Below are 18,404 nucleotides of genomic sequence, written 5' to 3'. Positions count from 1 at the left end.
CCTCTCCCCCTTTTGAAAGGGTACCTTAGAACTTCGCACCGACAGCAACGCCGTAACGGCGCGGGTCAAGAGTGAAGATATTGGTGAAGTTACCCGACGACGCGTCGGTCAGGTAGAGACCCGTGACCGAGTTGGAGTCGAAGATGTTCTGGACGAATGCCCGGACATACCAGCGCTCGTCGGCAGAGTTCAGCTGCACCTGCGCATTGGCCTGCACGAACGGGGCGATGCGATTGACCGATCCGTTGAACACATTGCCGTACTGCTCGCCCGTCATCGCGATGTCGAGGCGGGGCACCAGCGTCATGCCGCTACCGAATTCGGCTGTGTACTGAACGCCGATCGAGGCCTTGTATTCGGGTGCCTGGGGCAGCTTGTTACCCTTCAGGTTCACCTCGACACCGGGGCTCAGGACCGAAATAGCCCCGAAGCTGTCGATGAACGGTTGCAGCGGGGCAAGGTCGGGATTGACCAGTCCGATCGCACCGGCAGCGGCAGCCTCGTAGATGCTGCAAATACCGAATGCGCCCGAGGAAGCGATTCCGCCGTCCGCCGGGAATTCGCTCGTGCCCTGAAGCCCGAAATACGGGTTCAGGAAGTTGATGAAGCCATCCGCTCCCGCTCCGGTCACCGCACAGAGCGAGCCATTGCCGAGATCCTTGATGATCACGGCGTCGGGATCGCCGCCACCCGGGTCACGCGGGTTGGAGAAGAACTGGTCGCCTGAAACCTCGGCATTGAGCCAACTGAGGTTCATGTTGATCAGCCAGTTGTAACTCGGCGAAATGATCGTTTCGAGTTCGAGACCCCAGATCTTGGCGTCGATCGTATCGTTGACCGAAGTACGCGCGACGATGCGGCTGAGCTGGAGGCCCTTGTAGTCGTAGTAGAAGCCGGTGAGGTTCACCTGCGCAGCGCCATCGAGGAAGGTGTTCTTCGAACCGATTTCGAAGGCGTCGATCTGCTCGGGCCCGAAGCTCTCCTCAACCGCGAAGATCGGCGACAGCGGCGGGTTGATACCACCCGACTTGTAACCGCGCGAATAGGAGAAATAGACGTTGTTGTCCGGGCTGATTTCGTAGTCCAGCACGGCGCGGCCGGTGATCTCGTTGAAGGAAACTTCGCGGGTCTGCAGCAGCTGGTTGCCATCGGTGCCCGGATCCGCATCGAAACCGGCCACGAAGGGCGAAGTGAACGGATCTGCCGTGTTGGCAAACGGGTTCAGGAAACTCGCCAGGGTCGTGCGCGCTTCGACGGTTTTCTTATCGTCGTTGTAGCGCAGGCCACCGGTGAACTTCAGCCGGTCCGTGATGTCGAAATAGACTTCACCGAAAATCCCGAAGCTTTCGAGCGAGAAGTCAGTCGTATTGTTGTGGTACATCGACGTCGCGAGATAGGACGGCGGCAACGGTGCTGGCGCATCGGTCACCGGATCGGTATTCGCGAAAGCCGCAAAGGTGCCGAGCAGGCCGGTCGCATAGTCGAGGCCGAAGGCGTTCACGTAATAGCTGTTTTCGCTAACTTCGGACTCGGCGTAGATGCCGCCGATGAGGAAGTTGAACGGCCCGTCGAAATCGCTCGACAGGATCGCTTCCGCCGACCACGAAGTCTGGTACTGGACGGACCTGTCGAAACTGAGCGGCGCGTCCGAACAGATCGAATTGCCCTCATAGGCACCGAAGTTTTCGTCATCATTGTCGGACGTGCACAGCTGTCCATTGGGGCCGTTGGGTATCAACGCATCTGCAATGGGTGAGAAATAGGCGCTCGATCCCGGGATGAAGCCGAGGATTGCACCCGTTCCCGGATCGGTGATCGGCAAGCCGTTATCCGCGAAGAACTGCAGCGTGTTGAGACCGGTTGCATATCCGCTGCGGTCCAGAACGCCGAGGTTGTAGTCCTGGCGGCTGTCGACAGTGGTTTCCTGGTAGATACCCGTCAGCGACAGGTTCATCGCTCCGATGTCCTGGTCGAGATGTGCCTGCAACTGCAGTTCGTCGGCGAAGTAATCGGGCGTGAACGGCGTATTCACGACACGCACGTCATCGGGTTCGTCGAAATTGGCGAAGCCGTCGGGGCCATAGACGCTGCCAAGAGCAAGCGAAGCCGGCAGACCCTGGATGGTGAAAAGCTCCGCCGAGGTCAGGACTGATGCGAGGGTAGCGTTCGCATTGGTGCTGTCGAAGTCGCGCCGCGAGTTGAGGCAGCCGAGCACGCCGGTTGGGTCGCGCTGACAGGTCTGCTTCTGGATACGCAGGCGATCATCTTCCTCGTGGAAATAGAAACCCATGAGGTCGATGGTGGTGGACGCGGTCGGCTCGAAGCGGAGCGAACCGCGAATGGCGTACATGTCGCGCCCGTCGATGTTCGATCCGTCGTACAGATTCTCGGTATAGCCGTCGCGATTGAGGTAATAACCGGCAACGCGAACGCCGATGCTGTCGCCGATGGGCACATTGACCATGCCCTTGGCGCGAATGCTGTCGAAATTGCCGTACTCGAACTCGGCTGCAGCGCCGAAGCCCGACAGGTCGGGCTTGGCGGTGACGACGTTGACCACGCCCGAGGTTGCGTTGCGGCCGAACAGGGTGCCTTGCGGGCCACGCAGGACCTCGACGCGTTCGAGATCAAAATATTCCGCTTCGAACAGGCGGGTACCGAACAACGGAGAACCGTTCACATGGATTGCGGTTGCCGCATCGCAGGTGACGCCGACGCAAAGGTCGCCGATCCCGCGGATCGTGAAGCTGGCGCTGGTGAAGTTTGACTTGGTGAACGAAACGTTGGGCAAGGTGAGCTGGAGATCGCTGGCGTTCTCGATCTGCTGCGCTTCGAGTGCTTCGGCATCGAAGGCGCTGACCGCGATCGGGACTTCCTGCAGGCTCTGTGCCTGGCGCTGCGCGGTCACGATAATGACGCGCGAAGGGTCGATATTTTCCGCGATGCCGGATTCGCTGTCGTCCCCGGTGACATCCTGTGCATAGGCTGGAACGGCGAGCGCACCCGCACAGATACCGGCCAGAAGGCCTGCTCTGATCTTCATAATCCCTCTCCTCATCCCTGGCCGCTCTGGAGGCGGCCTAGGTGAGAAAAGCTATCATGAAATCCTATGCAAGCAAGGTTCAGCGCACGATTGTTGCGCTGCAACAGCATTTTGCGATGGATATGTTGCGACTGCGAAAAGTCGCAATTCACCGGGTGACGTTACGGCATTGGGGCCTCACGGCACCTCAGCGCTAAAATGTCACGCTTCGAGCAAATCCTCGCTTCTGGCGATTTGCGCGATGCCTCGCCGCCCATCCGGGCTCCGTTCGAGCTGCACAACCACGTCGATGACGCTCGCCGCATAGGCGATCGTGTCCTGCCGTGTGAGGCCGATTCCCGTCTGCATGACCATCAGCGACAATTGCTCGAGAGCGCCGCGCAGGCTGTTTGCATGGATGGTCGAGAAGCTGCCCGGATGGCCCGTGTTGATGGCCCGCAGGAAGCTGACGCTCTCCGCACCGCGCAATTCGCCCAGCACGATCCGGTCGGGCCTCAGCCGCAAGGCGGCCTGCAATAGCTCGTTGGCGGTAACCTTGGCCTCGCCCAGCTCTCCTTTGACTGCGACCAGGCCGACGCCGTTCGCGCCCGGCAGCTTGAGTTCCGGCGTATCCTCGACGAGGACGACGCGCTCCTGCTTTGGAATTTCGCCAAGCATGGCATTGAGGAAGGTAGTCTTACCCGTGCTGGTGCCACCCGAAACGAGGATTGTGCGGCGCTGGCGCACGGCTTCGCGCAGGAATGCGATCGGCTCCGCCTGCGCATCGGGAAGCAGGCCTTCTTCCCGCGGTGCAAGCGGCCCTGCATCATACGCATCGAGCGGAAGATCGAGCCGGCGATGGCGCCGTATGGCCATTGCCCAGTGCTTGCGCGCAGCAGGCGGACCGCAGAACTGGATACGCGCGCCGTCGGGCAGTGTTGCGCCAAGCAAAGGGTGCTCGCGGTTGATACCCTGGTGGCTGACCCGCGCCACCTGTTCCGCCAGTCGCTGGATCAGGCGGTCGTCGATGTCGGGACGCTCTACCTTGTGCATCCCGCCTGCAGCGGCATCTTCGACCCACACCTCGCCCGGGCGATTGACCAGGATCTCGGTTACCGTGTCGCGCTCAAGCCACTCCGCGAAAGGCTTGAGATAGGCGTCGAGGTAGACGCTGCGCTCGCCTGCGGTGTCGATTGCAGGTGCTTCGTCCGTATCGGGATCGGCAAGGATAGGATGAATATCGGCGGCCATGATCGATCAGGGCCCTCAGCTGACCTTCGAGAAGTCGAGATCGCGGGCAGTGAAGATGCGGATAGGTTCTCCCATTTTCACGCGCACCGTGGGGCCGCGCTGGCCGTCCTGCTGTGCGGCGGTGGAAGCTGCCGACTGGCTCGCCCCGCCAAGGACGATGCCGCCTGCACCTCCGGTGGCAAGCGTGCCGAGGCCGCCGACCACCGAAAGCAGCATGGCAGATCCGAAGCGCTGGAAGAAACCGGCGCCCGAGACCTTGCCTTCGAGCCCGGTCGTGCCGTCGAAACCGATCGCTGGCGAGGCGAGGTTCACCGATGCGCCGTCGGGCCGGATGAGGCGCGTCCAGATGACATAGGCGCGTTTCTGGCCGTTCTGCATTCCGGACTGGTATTGCCCGATCAGGCGGCTGGAACGCGGGACGAGCACCTTGCTGCCATCGAAGCTGCGCACGTCCTGGCTGACCACAGCGCGCACGAAACCGGGGACATTGGTGTCGATGGCGGTTTCCAGGATAGCGGGGATCAGCGTGCCTTGCGTGACGGTGGTCGAGGGATTGGTCATCGCCTTGGCTTGCGCAGGCGCACCGCCGACGCCGCCTACGCGGCTGGCAAAATCGGTCGCTGAATTGCCGCTGGCCGTTGCTCCACCGCTGGCCGCCTCTGCGGCGATTGCGGCAGCCGGTCCGGTGACTGCAGGACTGCCAGCATCGAAGACGATGGTCGGATTGCTGTAGGGATTGGGCCCGGGCATGGGCTGCGGCGCTGCGGCAAGCACGGGCGCGGGTGCAGGGTCAGCCATCGCGGCCTGCTGGTTGGCGGTTGGAGGCGCCACTACGACAGCGGGAGCCTGGGCGGGTTGCGCAGGCATTGCGGCAGGCTCGGCCACCTGTTGCCCGCCGATCCCTTGGGGTTCGGGCATCCGGGCCGCGCTCATGCTCCACAATGTGACGGCACCCAGGCCTGCCACGATCGCGATGCCTGCAACCATGCCGAGCGCATCGGACTTTCCGCCCGGTCGGGCGACGGCGGGAAAGGCATTGCGCTGGGCGAGGTCGATAACTTCCGCATCGGCTTCATCGCGCGGATCGAAATCGTTAGCGACGCCCCTGTCGCCGGGCTTCTTTTCGGGCAGGCGCATGGCAAGACGCATCACTTCGTCTCCCTTTGGGCGAGCACGGCATCGCCGCGCTGCTGGGTGGTAGAGGCACGTTCGGGACCGCTATTGACGAGGGTCGCCGTGCGTTCGCCGGTGCGCAGGATGATCGCGCGAGGCACGCCGTCGATGGCGATTGTGTTGCCATTGACGGTGTAATTCACCGGCCCCTCCTCGCCCTTGCTATTGGTGACGAGGATAGCGGGCACGTCGCGCCCGGCAGGCCATTTCAAATAGGTGGTCTGCCCGTCGTCGAAAGCGCTGTCGGGCAAGAGCGATGCTTCGCCCTCGCCGCTCCAGGCGAGATTGATGTCGGCCGGATCGAATGTCTGGGTAACAACTTCACCCTCACTCGTAGCAGCATCCGCATCGGCCAGCTGCGTGTCGGCGACTTCGTCTTCCGGCTCGACCGGGTAGTCGAAGCGCAGTATGTAGAGAGGCTTGGCCGTCGGAGATGCCACGAGGTCGAACAGGTAGGTCCGCTTGCTGGTGACGACCGTCAGATTGGTCGCGGCGCGCGGCTCCAGCGGTTTGACGAACAGGATGTTCGCACGCTTGTTCGGCGTTACCTGCCAGGTTGCCGAATTGCCGATCGCGACATTCTCGATAGTCTCGTCGTCACCGAACACGATGCTCGCCTGGACGTTGACGCGTCCGGGCACGGTGACGACGGAGTATTCGTCGTACATGACCTGCTTCAGCCGCGCATCGGCCAGCGCCGGGGTTGCGGTCAGGGCAAGGACAAGCGCGGTCAGGGCTGCGCGTTTCATGACGATTTCTCCGTTGAAGGGGCTGGACCGCGGGTCGGCGCGGGCTTGAACCTGCTGCCTATTCCCATGGTCCGGCTGGGTCCCGTCGTGGCGGACCCTGCCTGAGTATTTGCTGAAGCGGTCGCGTAGACCTTGGTGTTGCGCACGCTGCCGGCTGCGGCCGACGCGTCGTTGGCGGCAGGCGCGGTCGCTGTTGCCGAGATATCGATCCGGCGCGCCTGTTCGCTCGCCTGCGTGGCGGCCTGCGCAGCAACGAGATGCGGCTGCGCGACCGCAGCGGGAGCGGCTGCAGGTTGCTCGTCGCGTTCGGACTTGCCCGACGCAAGGCCAAACACGGTCCAGCCGGATACCATGGCTCCTGCGACATTCAGGACGAGCACCATCAGCGCGACGTGTACCGCGCCGATCATGAAGAAGGCCATGCCCGCCTGCGCCGGAACGGTGCCGGGCGTTGCGGTGATCGAAGAGAGGATCGGAACCGAAAGTTCGAGCATGATGGACCCGCCCAGCACCGCGAACAGCGGTGCTAGGGCGCACATCACCAGGCCCTTGAGCCAGCCGACGAACAGCCCGCGCGTGCCGTTGAATAGCGCCAGCACCACGAATAGCGGACCGATTGCGACAAGGATGCCAAGTGCGATCTTGGTCGTGACCAGAAGGCCGACCGTGCCGAGCATGAACAGCATCGCGCCCAGCCACATCAACCCTTGCGGCGAGAATGCGGAGAAATCGGTGTTGCTGCCGCTCGCTTCCTGAATGGCGATGAAGACCACGTCGATTTTCTGGGCGAAGGTATCGGTGGCCGATCCTTGCGTGCCGGTGAGGACGCCTGCGAGGTAATCGGGCGTTCCCACCGCCAGGTTCCAGACCACGCTCTGATAGGCAACCCAGCTGGTCGCGAAGGTGAGTACCAGGCCGAGCGTCATCATGCGCGGGACAAGCGAGCGCACGCCGATATTGGCCCTGCCCGTCAGGAGGAGGAAGCCGAAGATCGCAATGTACAGCGTCAGCAGGATCGTCAGCGTGGTGCCAAGGGCCCCACCCGGCGCAAACAGGCGGCCGAACGCCATAGCCGACGCTTCGCCTGCCATGCAGTCGACACCGCGCAAGGCGGCGGCGACACCGTTGCCGACCTGATCCGTCGCTTGCTGGCAGGCTGCGCTTGTCATTCTGCGGCAAGCCCCAGCTGAATGTCGTCATTATGGGCGCTGTCCTGAGCACCGCCCGGCCATGCGGAGCCGGTCAAAGCGGGGAACCAGTCGGCGGGCGCATCGCCCATTGCCTCGCGCAGCAGGTCGAGGCGGCGAACCGAACTTTCGCGGCCCGACAACAGCGTCAGCACTTCAGGGGCGCCCGACAGGTCGAGGCGGACTACCACGCTTGCGTCGGGCTGGCGCACGAGGAAGCAGCGGCTGTGGGCCGGCAGGCTGCGGATCAGGGCGAGTTCGTGACTGGTGAGGCCGAAGCCATCACAATAATCTTCGGCCCGCGCACGGCTGTTTGGCATGAAAACCATGGTCGCCGTCTGCTCGACCAGCGCCGTGGATATTCGGCTTTCCAGCGCATCCCGAGCAGATTGCGTGGCGAACCCGACCAGTGCATTGCGTTTGCGCAGCGTCTTGAGCCAGTCGCGGATGCGGGCAGCGAAGACCTCGTCGTCCAGCGCCTTCCAGCCCTCGTCGATCAGGATCATCGTGGGGCTTCCGTCCAGCCGCTCCTCCATCCGGTGGAAGAGATACATCATTGTCGGCGTACGCAGCGCAGGGTTTTCCAGCAGCGCCGTCATGTCGAAACCGAGTACTCGGGCGGACAGGTCCAGTCGATCTTCCGCATTGTCGAACAGCCAGGCCTTCTCGCCCTCGCCGATCCAGGCCGACAGGCGGTCTGCCAGATCGCCCGGCTGGGGTCGCTTGCTGCCGGAGAGCAGCTCCTTGAAATGTCGCAGGCGGCGAAGCGAAGCATCGTTGGCATAGGCCGCATCGACCGCGTGGGCGATCGTCGCTTCTTCTTCCGGACCGTTCGCGCCGAGCAAAACGCCCAGCCAGTCGCGCAGGAACGCCTTGTTGGTCGGAGTATCGGGCAGGCCCAGCGGATTGAACCCGGTCGGCTCTCCAGCGCGGATACTGTCGTAGCGTCCGCCGATGCCGCGCACGAACAGTTCTGCGCCGCGGTCCTTGTCGAACAAGACGGTGCGCGGTTTGAACTTCTGAGCCTGCGCGGCGAGGAAATTCATGACCACGGTCTTGCCCGACCCGCTCGGCCCGATGACCGAGAAATTGCCTAGGTCGCCGTGGTGGAAGTTGAAGAAGAACGGCGTGGCGCTGGTGGTTTCCAGCAGGGTGACCGCATCGCCCCAGTGATTGCCCTGCGCCTGGCCGAGCGCAAAGCCATGCAGCGAACCAAAGCTCGCCATATTCGCGCTGGAGATCAGGGCGCGGCGCACGAGATAGCTCTCATTGCCCGGGAATTGGCCCCAGAACGCAGGTTCGAGGTTGGTATCCTCGCGAACCGCAATCGCTCCGGTATCGGCAAGCGCTGCGCTGCAGGCGGCCGTTGCATCATCGAGACGGGCGAGATCGCGCTCTTTCACCATCACGGTGAGGTGGTGATCGCCGAAGCCGACAGCCCCGTTGCCCAGCGCATCGCGTGCCGCCATCATGTCTGCCCGTTCGGCCATCGCCTCTTCATCGGCCGATTTCAGGCGCCGGATCGAAAGGTCCATCCGTTCGCGCGCGGTCTGTCGCTCGGCCGGAGCATAGCTTTCGCACACGACCATTTCGAACGGCAGGCGCAGCAGGCCGTCGAGCAGTCCCGGGCTGGTTGCTTCCGGATAATCCTTGAGGCCCAGGATGGCTGCGAAATCAGGCGAGCCGGATCCGCGCAGTTCCATCGCGTCGAGACCGAAGCTGACGCGGCGATAGGGGAGCATGTGGCCGATATCGACGTCGTCCGCAGGCTTGCGCACCGGGCGCATCTCGCCGTTGTAGAGCGCGGAAAGCAGCTCCAGCATTTCGGAATTGGTATTGCCCTGTGCGCCGACATAATCGCCTAGCGGCACTGCGCCGTAAGCCTGCAGCGAAGCGATGAGCCCCTGTGCGGCAGCACGCAGGCTGCGCAGGTCCTTGGGATCGGCTTCCAGCCGGTCCTTGCGGCCTTTGAGGCGCTTGGATACCTTTTCGGCCCAGCCAGCCTTTCCGCGCGCAGGGCGGCGGATCAGGGTGATAAACTGGTCGTTGACGAACAGCTGGCCCGACCCGAGCCGCTCCTTCCAGCGCGTATCGATATGGCGGCTGATGGGATCGGGAAACTCCGCTTCGAGGTCGATCGAAACGCGGCGGCGGATGACGTGGTGATAAAGCACGAAGCGCGCGTCGAGTGTGGAGCGCAGCACCACCTCTCGCGTCGCGGCATGCGCGTTCAGTGCCTCGCTATCTTCGGTCTCGAACAGCAGCCCAGGGACCTGGATTGCGGTCATCACGCTGCCGTCGCGCAGCAGGACGGTATTTTCGTCCACCATGCGCGAATACGGCAGGCGGTCGCCCGCCCTTGCTTCCCGCGCACTCCACGAGGCGGGACCGATCCATTTGCGGTCACGCGGCATAGCTGTTGCACCCCCAGCGCTTGTAATTCTTCACGCGCGGGCATTTACTGACCTTGGTCATCCAGAGGTCGAAAATCCGCGGTTCGCGCAGGCAGGCGAAATAGCCCACGCCATGCATCACGAGCGCGGCGAACAGCGCCCAGAAGCTGCCCGTGATGAGAAAAATCTCGGTCGTCACCACCCCGTTGATGATGAAGTAATTGAACGTCACGCCGGCAAACATCTGCGGCCGGGTGAGCGCCTTATGGACGGGGTGGCGGACGAGCGCGGTCATGTCAGCCTGCCGCCACGCCCTGGATACCGGCAACGATCGAAGCCGCGCCGAACAGGATAAACACGCCGATGATCACGGTTGCGCCAAAGCGCCAGTTCAGGCGACCGGTCAGCATCATGAAGCCGACGGCAGCCACGGCCATGACGGCGACGGCGGTTGCGACATTGCCGAGCAAGGTGCCCTGCAGCCATGACAGCGCATTGACGATCGGGCCCGAGCCTGCAGGGTCTGCGCCCTGCGCGAAAGCGGCGCTCGACCAAAGCAACATGGCCAGTGCGGCCGAGCGGGTAACAAGCGATTTCAAGTCGGATTACTCCCGTGAATGATCTGCAAGGCGGCCCATGATCGAGGCCACGTAAAGTTGTGTTTCGCGAATGCGCGGTACGCCGCCTGCGCGCTCCACGCGTCCCGGACCGGCGTTGTAGGCAGCGAGCGCTTTTTCCAAATCGCCGTCGAAGCGATCCAGCTGCGCTCTCAGGTAACGCGCCCCGCCTTCGAGATTGGCGAAAGGATCGCGCGGATCCACGCCCAGTTCGCGGGCAGTCGCGGGCATAAGCTGTGCGAGGCCCTGGGCACCGGCAGGCGAAACGGCGTCGTGCCGCCAGCGGCTTTCCTGCCAGACCATTGCTTCGAGGAGCGATTGCGACAGGTCAAAGCGCTGCGAAAGCTCGGCGATCTTGGCGCGGTAGATTTCCGGCACGCCTGCCGAATGCGCCGCGGGGTCGGCGATGACATGGTCGGGGATGGCAAGCCCTTCGGGAACCGGCTCATTGCCATCGGCCGGGATGATAAACTCGTCGGGCGCAGCTTCGGTGGCGGCGCGGTCGCCGGCTATCCAGCGCGCTCCGTCAGCATCGATCTCCATGACATCCGCCTTCACCGGGAAAGCGGCGAATGCTCCGCCTACGCAAATCGCGTGGAGCACCCATCGTGTACGAATCATCGTCGAACACCCTCCGTGCGGCCCCTCTGAAGACCTTACATGACACGAGGGTGACAAGAAGCTGAATGCCTGGGGAAAACTCTTTCCCCAAAGAAAAAGCCCGCTCTCCGTAGAGGAAAGCGGGCGTCTCGGTGGTGTTCTGTGGGCCTAGCGGCTGGCCAGCGATGCGAAGCCTGCTGTGCGTCCTTCATCGATCATCGCGAGGCCGCGACGAGCGAGCACACGCGAGTCGACCCATGATCCATCAGCGGTCTCCAGGCGGTAACGGTCATCCAGCCGGACGGCCTGCTGGAAGCGTTCACGGGCCCCCTCGTGCTGACCGAGCCGCGCGAGGGCGACCCCGTGATTGATGAGCCGCGCCGGATCCTGCGCATCGGCGCCCGACTGCGCTTCGAGCACTTCGAGAGCACCGGCGGGATCCCCGGCCACCAGCTCTTCATAACCGATATTGTAGCTCGGCTCGGCGTTGGAAACGACTTCGATCGGGCCGTTACCCATGACCAGAAGCGTTGCTGCGACGGCGAAGGACATCTTTTCTCTCCCACTCTTTCTTGAGTGGCTTTTTGAGCGAAGATTTCAGCGACTGCAACAAAACCGTAACATTGTCACAAATCTGCAATGACCGGCGAAATCCGCAGCGATTGCACTGACCGGCGGTGAAAGCTGTTGAAAGTGCAACATAACGGTCACGAAGCGTCACAAACTGTCACACGCCGCTCCTAGCTGGCGAGTCGCGATCACGAATTCGCAATTCGAAATTCATCCGACTCATCCGGTTTTTGAGGGGACCGTACCCGTGACCAATATCCATCGCTCGCTCGTCCTGGGCTGCTCTGCCATCGCTCTGTCCGCATGCGGCGCCGACGAAATCGTTTCGCCCGGCACCGGCGGCAACATCACGATCAACAATCCGCCGGCAACGCCTGCTCCCACCCCGACCCCGACTCCGCCGCCGTCGACCGTGACGCCGGCAAACGGCTGCCCGACGATCAGCGACCCGCAGGGACTGACCGATGACGGCACGATCACGGGCCCGACCGGCGAATACCGCGTCTGCACACTGCCCTCGCGCATCAACGCCAGCATCACCCTGCCTTATATCGAAGGCCTGCTCTATCGCATGAACGGCCGTGTCGACGTCGGCACCGACGGTGGCCCCGCTCCCGACGCGAGCGACGGTCTTTCGGACACCGACGTCGAACTGACCATCGAGCCGGGCGTGATCATCTATGCCTCGGGTTCGAGCTTCCTGAACGTCAACCGCGGCAACACCATCCAGGCGAACGGCACGGCCACTCGTCCGATCATCTTCACCAGCCGCGACAACGTCATCGGCATCAATGGGGCTAACTCGTCGGGCCAGTGGGGCGGCGTCGTCCTTTCGGGCCGCGCTCCGGTCACCGATTGCATCGCTTCGGGCGCTACGCCGGGCAGCGTCAACTGCGAACGCCAGGTCGAAGGTGCAGCCGATCCGGCCATCTTCGGCGGTGCGACCCCGGGCGACAGCTCGGGCAGCATGAAGTTCGTCCAGATCCGTTATTCGGGCTTCGTCCTTTCGGGCGACAACGAACTTCAGTCGCTTACCACTGGCGGCATCGGTTCGGGCACGACGCTGGAAAACATCATGAGCTACAACAGCTCGGATGACGGCGTCGAATTCTTCGGCGGCCGCGTCAATGTGAAGCGCATTATCGTGGTTGGTGCGGAAGACGACAGCATCGACACCGACACTGGCGTGAAGGCCAACATGCAATACGTCATCGCCATCCAGCGCCCCGGCGCAGGCGACACGATCATCGAAGCCGATTCCGACAACGCCTTCAACGATTCGTCCCCGCGTCAGGACACCCGCATCTCGAATGCGACCTTCGTCCACCAGAACGCCATCGACCAGGTCATCCGCATCCGCGGCTTTGCGGATTACCGCATCGCCAACTCGGTCGTGGTTTCGGCCAACGACACGCCTTGCCTGCGCATTGATGGCCAGGAAGAGCTGACCCGCACCACCGGCCCTGACGAAGCTGGTCCGGTCGCTTTCGACTCGCTGGTCCTCGACTGCTCGGACCCGTTCCGTGACAGCTCGGGCGCGACCGACGCCGAAATCGCCGCCGTGTTCGACGCTGGCACGAACAACAACTCGGCCTTCATCAACACGCTTTCGATGCTGTTCGTGAACGGTTCGAACGAAAACGCCGTGCCGGTCTTCGATGTGACCGCATGGTCGAGCTTCTTCGAACTGCCGAGCAACATCGGCGCGGCCTTCCCGGGCAACGATACCTGGGTGAACGGCTGGACCTGCAACTCGGCGACGGTGACGTTCGATAACGCCGTGTCAGGCTGCGACAGCCTGCCGGTCTACAACTGATCGCACAAACCGGGCGGGGGCAGCGCATTCACGCGCTGTCCCCGCCCTCACTTCTTTCGAGGCCGATGCCTCAACCTGTTTCGACCTAGTCTTCAAGGGGGTCATCAAATGTCCACTGGCAAGCAGCTGGCAGGGCTGCTCCTGCTTTCAACCGCCCTCACCTTCCCGGCAGCCGCTCTGGCGCAGAGTACCGGCGCCGAAGGTCCGCCACCGACAGAAGCGGAGGTGCCGGACGAGGAGCTGACCGACGATATCGACGACGCGAACGATACCGTACCCGGCGACATTGCCGACGTCGAAGAACAGGCCCAGCCCGACATTTCGGTCCCCGGCGGTTCGATCATCGTCACCGGTCGCCGCCAGCGCGACGTGACCCGCTCTTCCAGCCAGGTCATCACCGTACTCGACACCGAGAGCATCGCCCGTACCGGCGAAGGTGATATCGCGGGTGCGCTCGGCCGCGTAACCGGCCTTTCGACCCAAGGCAACGGTCTCGTCTATGTCCGCGGCCTTGGCGATCGCTATTCGCTTGCCCTGCTAAACGGCCTCCCCCTGCCGTCCCCGCAGCCGCTCAGCCGCGTGGTGCCGCTCGACATCTTCCCGACCAGCGTTGTCGCATCGAGCCTGGTCCAGAAGACCTATTCCGCGAACTTCCCCGGCGAATTCGGCGGCGGCGTGATCAATCTGACCACCCGCGCCATCCCGACCGAAAGCTTCGTCACCGTGTCCGCTTCGATCAGCGGCGATAGCGAGACGACCTTCGGTCCGGGATACACTTACTACGGCGGCGACTACGATTGGACCGGGTTCGATAACGGTCGCCGCAAGGTTTCCAATTACGACGCGCTCCAGGGCTTCTTCGACAGCGGTGCGCGTATCGGCGACGACAATGTCGACCTCCAGGGCATCCTTGGCGAACTCAACGACCCCAATCTGATCCTGCTCCAGAAGGGCGAACTACCGGTCAATTTCTCCGGCGGCATCACGGCCGGCACGGCGTTCGATGTGTTCGAGGACGGCCAGTTCGGGGTGATCGCCACCGCATCGCTCAGCAACAAATGGCGCAACCGCTTCATCACGCGCCAGACGGCGGTCAACGAGGCGCTCGATCTCGATACCGATTTCGACCAGTTCGTGACCGACAACCGCATGCTCGCAAACGCCATGCTCGGCTTTGGGCTGGAAGTGGGACAGCACAAGTTCCGCCTCACCAATTTGTTCATCCACGATACGCTGAAGCGCGCCTCGCTCGCCCGTGGCATCGATTTCCAGGACGATGACGAAGAAATCGTCCAGGACACTTCGTGGTTCGAACGCCAGCTGTTCAATACGCAGGGTGTTGCAGAACTCGAGTTCGGCGATCTCTCGATCGACCTTCGCGGCGGCTATGCCCAGACCAAGCGCGAGGCCCCGTTCGAGTACGAATTCACCTATGTCCGCACCAATAACGAAAACGATCCGCTCGGCGGCATATTCCTCAACACGCTGGACCCGCAGCGCGGGGGTGCGATCGTCGCCTTTTCGGACCTCAAGGAAGACCTTTACTACGGCGGCGCCGATGTCAGCTACTTCTTCGCCGACTGGCTGAGTGCGACCGTGGGCTATGCCAATACCGACACCAGCCGGTTCTCGACGCGGCGGGAGTTCGATATCCGCGCCTCAAGTGCCTATCCCGAAGCATTTGGCGCATTCCGCCCAGACAATCTCCTGGGCGATGCACTCATCGCTCTCGGCTTCGATCGCGATGCGCAGGAAGCCGCAGGTATCGGTCCGTTCGAATACAACATTTTCGAAACCACCCAGACCGATCCCGCCTTCGCAGCCGATCTGGAAATCCACGCCGGCTATGCAAAGCTGGCGATCACGCCCTTCGACGTGGTCTCGCTGGATATCGGCGTTCGCTACGAAGATGCGGAGCAATCCGTGCAGGCTGTCGAAGTGTTCGCGGAACCGCTCGGCTCCACCAGCGGCACCTCGCTGTCGAACGATTACTGGCTGCCTGGCGGTACGCTGACCTGGGAAATCAGCGATGACCTGCAGTTCCGCGCCAGCGCATCGAAGACGATCGCACGGCCCCAATTCCGCGAGCTGATCTTCCAGACCTATTTCGATCCGGAAACGAACCGCCAGTTCAACGGCAACCCGCGCCTGGTCGACAGCGAACTGATCAATGCCGAAGCGCGCCTCGAATATTATTTCGGCGCAGGCAGCCGCATCAGCGCGGCAGGCTTCTACAAGGATATCGAGAACCCGATCGAGGTCTTCACCAGCTTCTCGGACAACGATATCATTTCAGGCTTCGCCAACGCCCCCAAGGCGCAGCTTTACGGTGGTGAGGTCGAGTTCCAGTGGAATTACGATCTCTACGATCTGGGCGAATGGTTCGACAGCAAGCGCTTCGTCGCGATTGCCAACTACACCTACACGCAGTCGGAAATCTCCGTTGCCGATGATGACATCGCTTCCGTCTTCCCGTTCGCAGACCAGCCGGCGACGAATTTCTTCGACGACGGCGTGCCGCTGACCGGGCAGTCGGATCATATCGTCAACCTGCAATTGGGCCTCGAAGACCTCGACCGTCTCAGCCAGTTCACCGTGCTGGTGAAATACGCCAGCGAACGTGTGACGAGCCGTGGTGCTGGCCCCCTGCCCGACATCATCGAGGAGCCCGGACTGCAGCTCGATTTCGTGGCCCGCCAAGGCGTCGAATTCCTCGGCAGCGAGCTGGAACTCAAGTTCGAAGCGCGCAACCTCACGGGCACCGATCACGAAGAGTTCCAGACCAATGGCGAGACACGCATCGACGTGAACAGCTATCAGGTCGGCCGCAGCATCAGCCTCGGCGCCTCGCTCAAATTCTAGGACTGCCAGCTCCCAACGGAAAAGGGCCGCTTCTCGATGTGAGAGGCGGGTCTTTTCTCTTATCCGGTCGCCGATCAGTGGCTGTCGTAAACGTAGCCAAGCGACCTGACTGTACGGATGGGTTCGCCCGCACCTGCTGCGCGCAGGGCGCGGCGCAAGCGACCGATCCACACGTCCACCGTTCTTTCGTCGATCGGCGGTTCCTGCTTTCCGAGCCCCTCGATCAGGTCGTCGCGCGAAAGGACGCGGTCCGCGTTCTCGGCGAAATAGCGCAGCAAGCGGAATTCGTTCGGGCGAAGCGATATGGGCTTGTCCGCCCAGCGGGCCTGAAGCGCATCCATGTCGATTTCCAGCTCGCCGAGAGTAAACGTCTTGAGCGCTGCAGTTCCCGAGCGCCCTGTTCCCAGGGCCAGTACCCGATCGAGCACCGCGGTGCGGTCAACCGGGCCAACGATGTAATCGTCCGCACCGGCGGCCAGCGCGCGCCGCTTGTCTTCCGCATCGCAGCTTTCGAGGATCATCGTGATGTGGGCCGAAGACGTGCGAGGATCGGCCCGCAAGCGGCGGCACATTTCGAGACCGGACATGTCCGTCAGGACCCAGTCGATGAATGCGCAGATCGGTCCCTCGATCAGGCGTCCGGGCCCGGCAGGCGTCAGCCGCCCGAAAACATATTGCACATCGCCATGGTCGAAATCGCCGAAGACGTCCCCGTCATCGCCGGTCATCAAGATAGTGGTTACGCTCACCCGCGAAGTCCTTAAGCCCCAATATTTCAGGAGTGATGGCGGCGGGATGTGACTGCCATATGACCGGTTTTCGCAGGCTGTAACAAAACGGCGCCCGCTTCGGTCTGGAAGCGGGCGCGGTCATGTTTCTCGAGATGGGAGAGAGGCTTAGGCTGCCTCTTCCTTCTTCTTTTTCCCGCCGTGAACCTGGATCGGGTCCTTCTTGCCTTCGACGACATCGGCATCGATCACGATCTCGGTGACGCCGTCCATGTCGGGCAGGTCGAACATCGTGTCGAGCAGGATGCCTTCCACGATCGAACGAAGGCCACGGGCACCCGTCTTGCGCTTGATCGCCTTCTCGGCAACGGTCTTCAGCGCGTCTTCCTGGAATGTCAGTTCGACATCTTCCAGCTCGAACAGCTTCTGGTACTGTTTGACCAGCGCGTTCTTCGGTTCGGTCAGGATGGTAACCAGAGCATCGACATCGAGGTCGCGCAGCGTCGCAATAACCGGCAGACGGCCGACGAATTCGGGGATGAGACCGAACTTCAGGAGATCTTCCGGCTCGCCCTTTTCCAGCAGTTCGCCAACGCGGCGCTTGTCCGGATCGGCGACATGCGCGCCGAAGCCGATCGAACGCTTCTGCAAGCGGTCGGCGATGATCTTCTCCAGGCCTGCGAAAGCACCGCCACAGATGAACAGGATGTTCGTCGTGTCGACCTGCAGGAATTCCTGCTGCGGATGCTTGCGACCGCCCTGCGGCGGAACGCTGGCAGTGGTGCCTTCCATCAGCTTGAGCAGCGCCTGCTGCACGCCCTCACCCGAAACGTCGCGGGTGATGGAGGGATTTTCCGCCTTGCGGGTGATCTTGTCGATCTCGTCGATGTAGACGATGCCGTGCTGTGCCTTTTCGACATTGTAGTCGGAAGACTGGAGCAGCTTGAGGATGATGTTCTCGACATCTTCGCCCACGTAACCGGCTTCGGTCAGCGTGGTCGCATCGGCCATCGTGAAGGGCACGTCGAAGGTGCGCGCCAGCGTCTGAGCCAGCAGCGTCTTGCCCGAACCGGTAGGACCGACGAGCAGGATGTTCGATTTTGCCAGTTCGACATCGCCGGCCTTACCGGCATGCTTCAGGCGCTTGTAGTGATTGTGCACGGCAACCGAGAGGACGCGCTTCGCACGGTCCTGGCCGATCACGTAATCGTTCAACGTGGCGAAGATTTCCGACGGGGTCGGGACGTCGCCGTCCTTCTTTCCCGAAATGCCGGCCTTGGTTTCTTCGCGGATGATGTCGTTGCACAATTCCACGCATTCATCGCAGATGAACACGGTCGGGCCCGCGATCAGCTTGCGAACTTCGTGCTGCGATTTTCCGCAAAAGCTGCAGTACAGCGTGGATTTGCTATCGGTTCCGCTCAACTTGGTCATTT

At 62.4% G+C, this 18,404-nt stretch carries 14 protein-coding genes; 2 read left to right on the top strand and 12 right to left on the bottom strand.

Features of this window, described 5'->3' with window-relative positions:
- Positions 1-25: 25 nt before the first annotated feature.
- The 10 genes from BM173_RS05570 to BM173_RS05525 form a co-directional block, all read right to left on the bottom strand.
- Positions 26-3,043, bottom strand: a complete 3,018-nt coding sequence (locus tag BM173_RS05570; RefSeq protein WP_090478197.1) for a TonB-dependent receptor — start codon at positions 3,041-3,043, stop codon at positions 26-28.
- Positions 3,044-3,244: 201 nt separating this feature from the next.
- Positions 3,245-4,273 carry a P-type DNA transfer ATPase VirB11 gene (gene virB11 / locus BM173_RS05565; protein WP_090478194.1) on the bottom strand — a complete coding sequence of 343 codons (1,029 nt, stop codon included), beginning with the start codon at positions 4,271-4,273 and terminating at the stop codon, positions 3,245-3,247.
- A gap of 15 nt (positions 4,274-4,288) precedes the next feature.
- Positions 4,289-5,422, bottom strand: a complete 1,134-nt coding sequence (locus tag BM173_RS05560; protein ID WP_090478192.1) for a TrbI/VirB10 family protein — start codon at positions 5,420-5,422, stop codon at positions 4,289-4,291.
- Positions 5,422-6,195, bottom strand: a complete 774-nt coding sequence (locus BM173_RS05555) for a TrbG/VirB9 family P-type conjugative transfer protein (RefSeq protein WP_090478189.1) — start codon at positions 6,193-6,195, stop codon at positions 5,422-5,424. The genes BM173_RS05560 and BM173_RS05555 overlap by 1 nt, the downstream gene beginning before the upstream one ends.
- Positions 6,192-7,364: a TrbL/VirB6 family protein gene (locus BM173_RS05550; RefSeq protein ID WP_090478186.1), complete on the bottom strand. Its 1,173-nt coding sequence runs from the start codon at positions 7,362-7,364 to the stop codon at positions 6,192-6,194. The genes BM173_RS05555 and BM173_RS05550 overlap by 4 nt, the downstream gene beginning before the upstream one ends.
- A complete protein-coding gene (locus BM173_RS05545) occupies positions 7,361-9,796 on the bottom strand; it encodes a VirB4 family type IV secretion/conjugal transfer ATPase (protein WP_090478183.1) in 2,436 nt (811 codons plus the stop codon). Before BM173_RS05545 ends, BM173_RS05550 begins: the two co-directional genes overlap by 4 nt.
- Entirely contained in the window at positions 9,786-10,070 is a 285-nt protein-coding gene (locus tag BM173_RS05540) for a VirB3 family type IV secretion system protein (protein ID WP_090478181.1), read from the bottom strand. Before BM173_RS05540 ends, BM173_RS05545 begins: the two co-directional genes overlap by 11 nt.
- A 1-nt stretch (position 10,071) precedes the next feature.
- Entirely contained in the window at positions 10,072-10,374 is a 303-nt protein-coding gene (locus tag BM173_RS05535; protein ID WP_090478178.1) for a TrbC/VirB2 family type IV secretion system protein, read from the bottom strand.
- A gap of 6 nt (positions 10,375-10,380) precedes the next feature.
- Positions 10,381-11,013 (bottom strand): lytic transglycosylase domain-containing protein, encoded by a 633-nt coding sequence (locus BM173_RS05530; RefSeq protein ID WP_245755772.1) that lies wholly within the window; start codon positions 11,011-11,013, stop codon positions 10,381-10,383.
- A 147-nt stretch (positions 11,014-11,160) separates the two neighbouring features.
- A complete protein-coding gene (locus BM173_RS05525) occupies positions 11,161-11,544 on the bottom strand; it encodes a hypothetical protein (protein WP_090478176.1) in 384 nt (127 codons plus the stop codon).
- Positions 11,545-11,809: 265 nt separating this feature from the next.
- Here BM173_RS05525 and BM173_RS05520 point away from each other — a divergent pair, with 265 nt between their 5' ends.
- A complete protein-coding gene (locus BM173_RS05520; RefSeq protein WP_090478173.1) occupies positions 11,810-13,378 on the top strand; it encodes a hypothetical protein in 1,569 nt (522 codons plus the stop codon).
- 108 nt (positions 13,379-13,486) lie between these two features.
- On the top strand, positions 13,487-16,240 hold the full coding sequence (locus BM173_RS05515) for a TonB-dependent receptor domain-containing protein (protein WP_090478169.1): 2,754 nt from the start codon (positions 13,487-13,489) through the stop codon (positions 16,238-16,240).
- Between the two features lie 74 nt (positions 16,241-16,314).
- Here the strand turns inward: BM173_RS05515 and BM173_RS05510 are convergent, their stop codons facing one another.
- Positions 16,315-16,989 carry a response regulator transcription factor gene (locus BM173_RS05510; protein ID WP_245755771.1) on the bottom strand — a complete coding sequence of 225 codons (675 nt, stop codon included), beginning with the start codon at positions 16,987-16,989 and terminating at the stop codon, positions 16,315-16,317.
- Between the two features lie 147 nt (positions 16,990-17,136).
- Positions 17,137-18,402 (bottom strand): ATP-dependent Clp protease ATP-binding subunit ClpX, encoded by a 1,266-nt coding sequence (gene clpX / locus BM173_RS05505; protein ID WP_090478163.1) that lies wholly within the window; start codon positions 18,400-18,402, stop codon positions 17,137-17,139.
- Positions 18,403-18,404 lie beyond the last annotated feature (2 nt).

Source organism: Qipengyuania nanhaisediminis (genome assembly GCF_900115585.1).
Lineage (GTDB): Bacteria > Pseudomonadota > Alphaproteobacteria > Sphingomonadales > Sphingomonadaceae > Qipengyuania > Qipengyuania nanhaisediminis.
This window is presented reverse-complemented; position numbering and strand designations above follow the sequence as displayed.

Excerpts from the sequence above, each read along its gene's own strand:
- BM173_RS05515 (WP_090478169.1), top strand. The coding sequence starts at position 13,487 with ATGTCCACTGGCAAGCAGCTGGCAGGGCTGCTCCTGCTTTCAACCGCC.
- BM173_RS05540 (WP_090478181.1), bottom strand. The coding sequence starts at position 10,070 with ATGACCGCGCTCGTCCGCCACCCCGTCCATAAGGCGCTCACCCGGCCG.
- clpX (WP_090478163.1), bottom strand. The coding sequence starts at position 18,402 with ATGACCAAGTTGAGCGGAACCGATAGCAAATCCACGCTGTACTGCAGC.
- BM173_RS05525 (WP_090478176.1), bottom strand. The coding sequence starts at position 11,544 with ATGTCCTTCGCCGTCGCAGCAACGCTTCTGGTCATGGGTAACGGCCCG.
- BM173_RS05550 (WP_090478186.1), bottom strand. The coding sequence starts at position 7,364 with ATGACAAGCGCAGCCTGCCAGCAAGCGACGGATCAGGTCGGCAACGGT.
- virB11 (WP_090478194.1), bottom strand. The coding sequence starts at position 4,273 with ATGGCCGCCGATATTCATCCTATCCTTGCCGATCCCGATACGGACGAA.
- BM173_RS05530 (WP_245755772.1), bottom strand. The coding sequence starts at position 11,013 with ATGATTCGTACACGATGGGTGCTCCACGCGATTTGCGTAGGCGGAGCA.
- BM173_RS05555 (WP_090478189.1), bottom strand. The coding sequence starts at position 6,195 with ATGAAACGCGCAGCCCTGACCGCGCTTGTCCTTGCCCTGACCGCAACC.
- BM173_RS05560 (WP_090478192.1), bottom strand. The coding sequence starts at position 5,422 with ATGCGTCTTGCCATGCGCCTGCCCGAAAAGAAGCCCGGCGACAGGGGC.
- BM173_RS05545 (WP_090478183.1), bottom strand. The coding sequence starts at position 9,796 with ATGCCGCGTGACCGCAAATGGATCGGTCCCGCCTCGTGGAGTGCGCGG.
- BM173_RS05570 (WP_090478197.1), bottom strand. The coding sequence starts at position 3,043 with ATGAAGATCAGAGCAGGCCTTCTGGCCGGTATCTGTGCGGGTGCGCTC.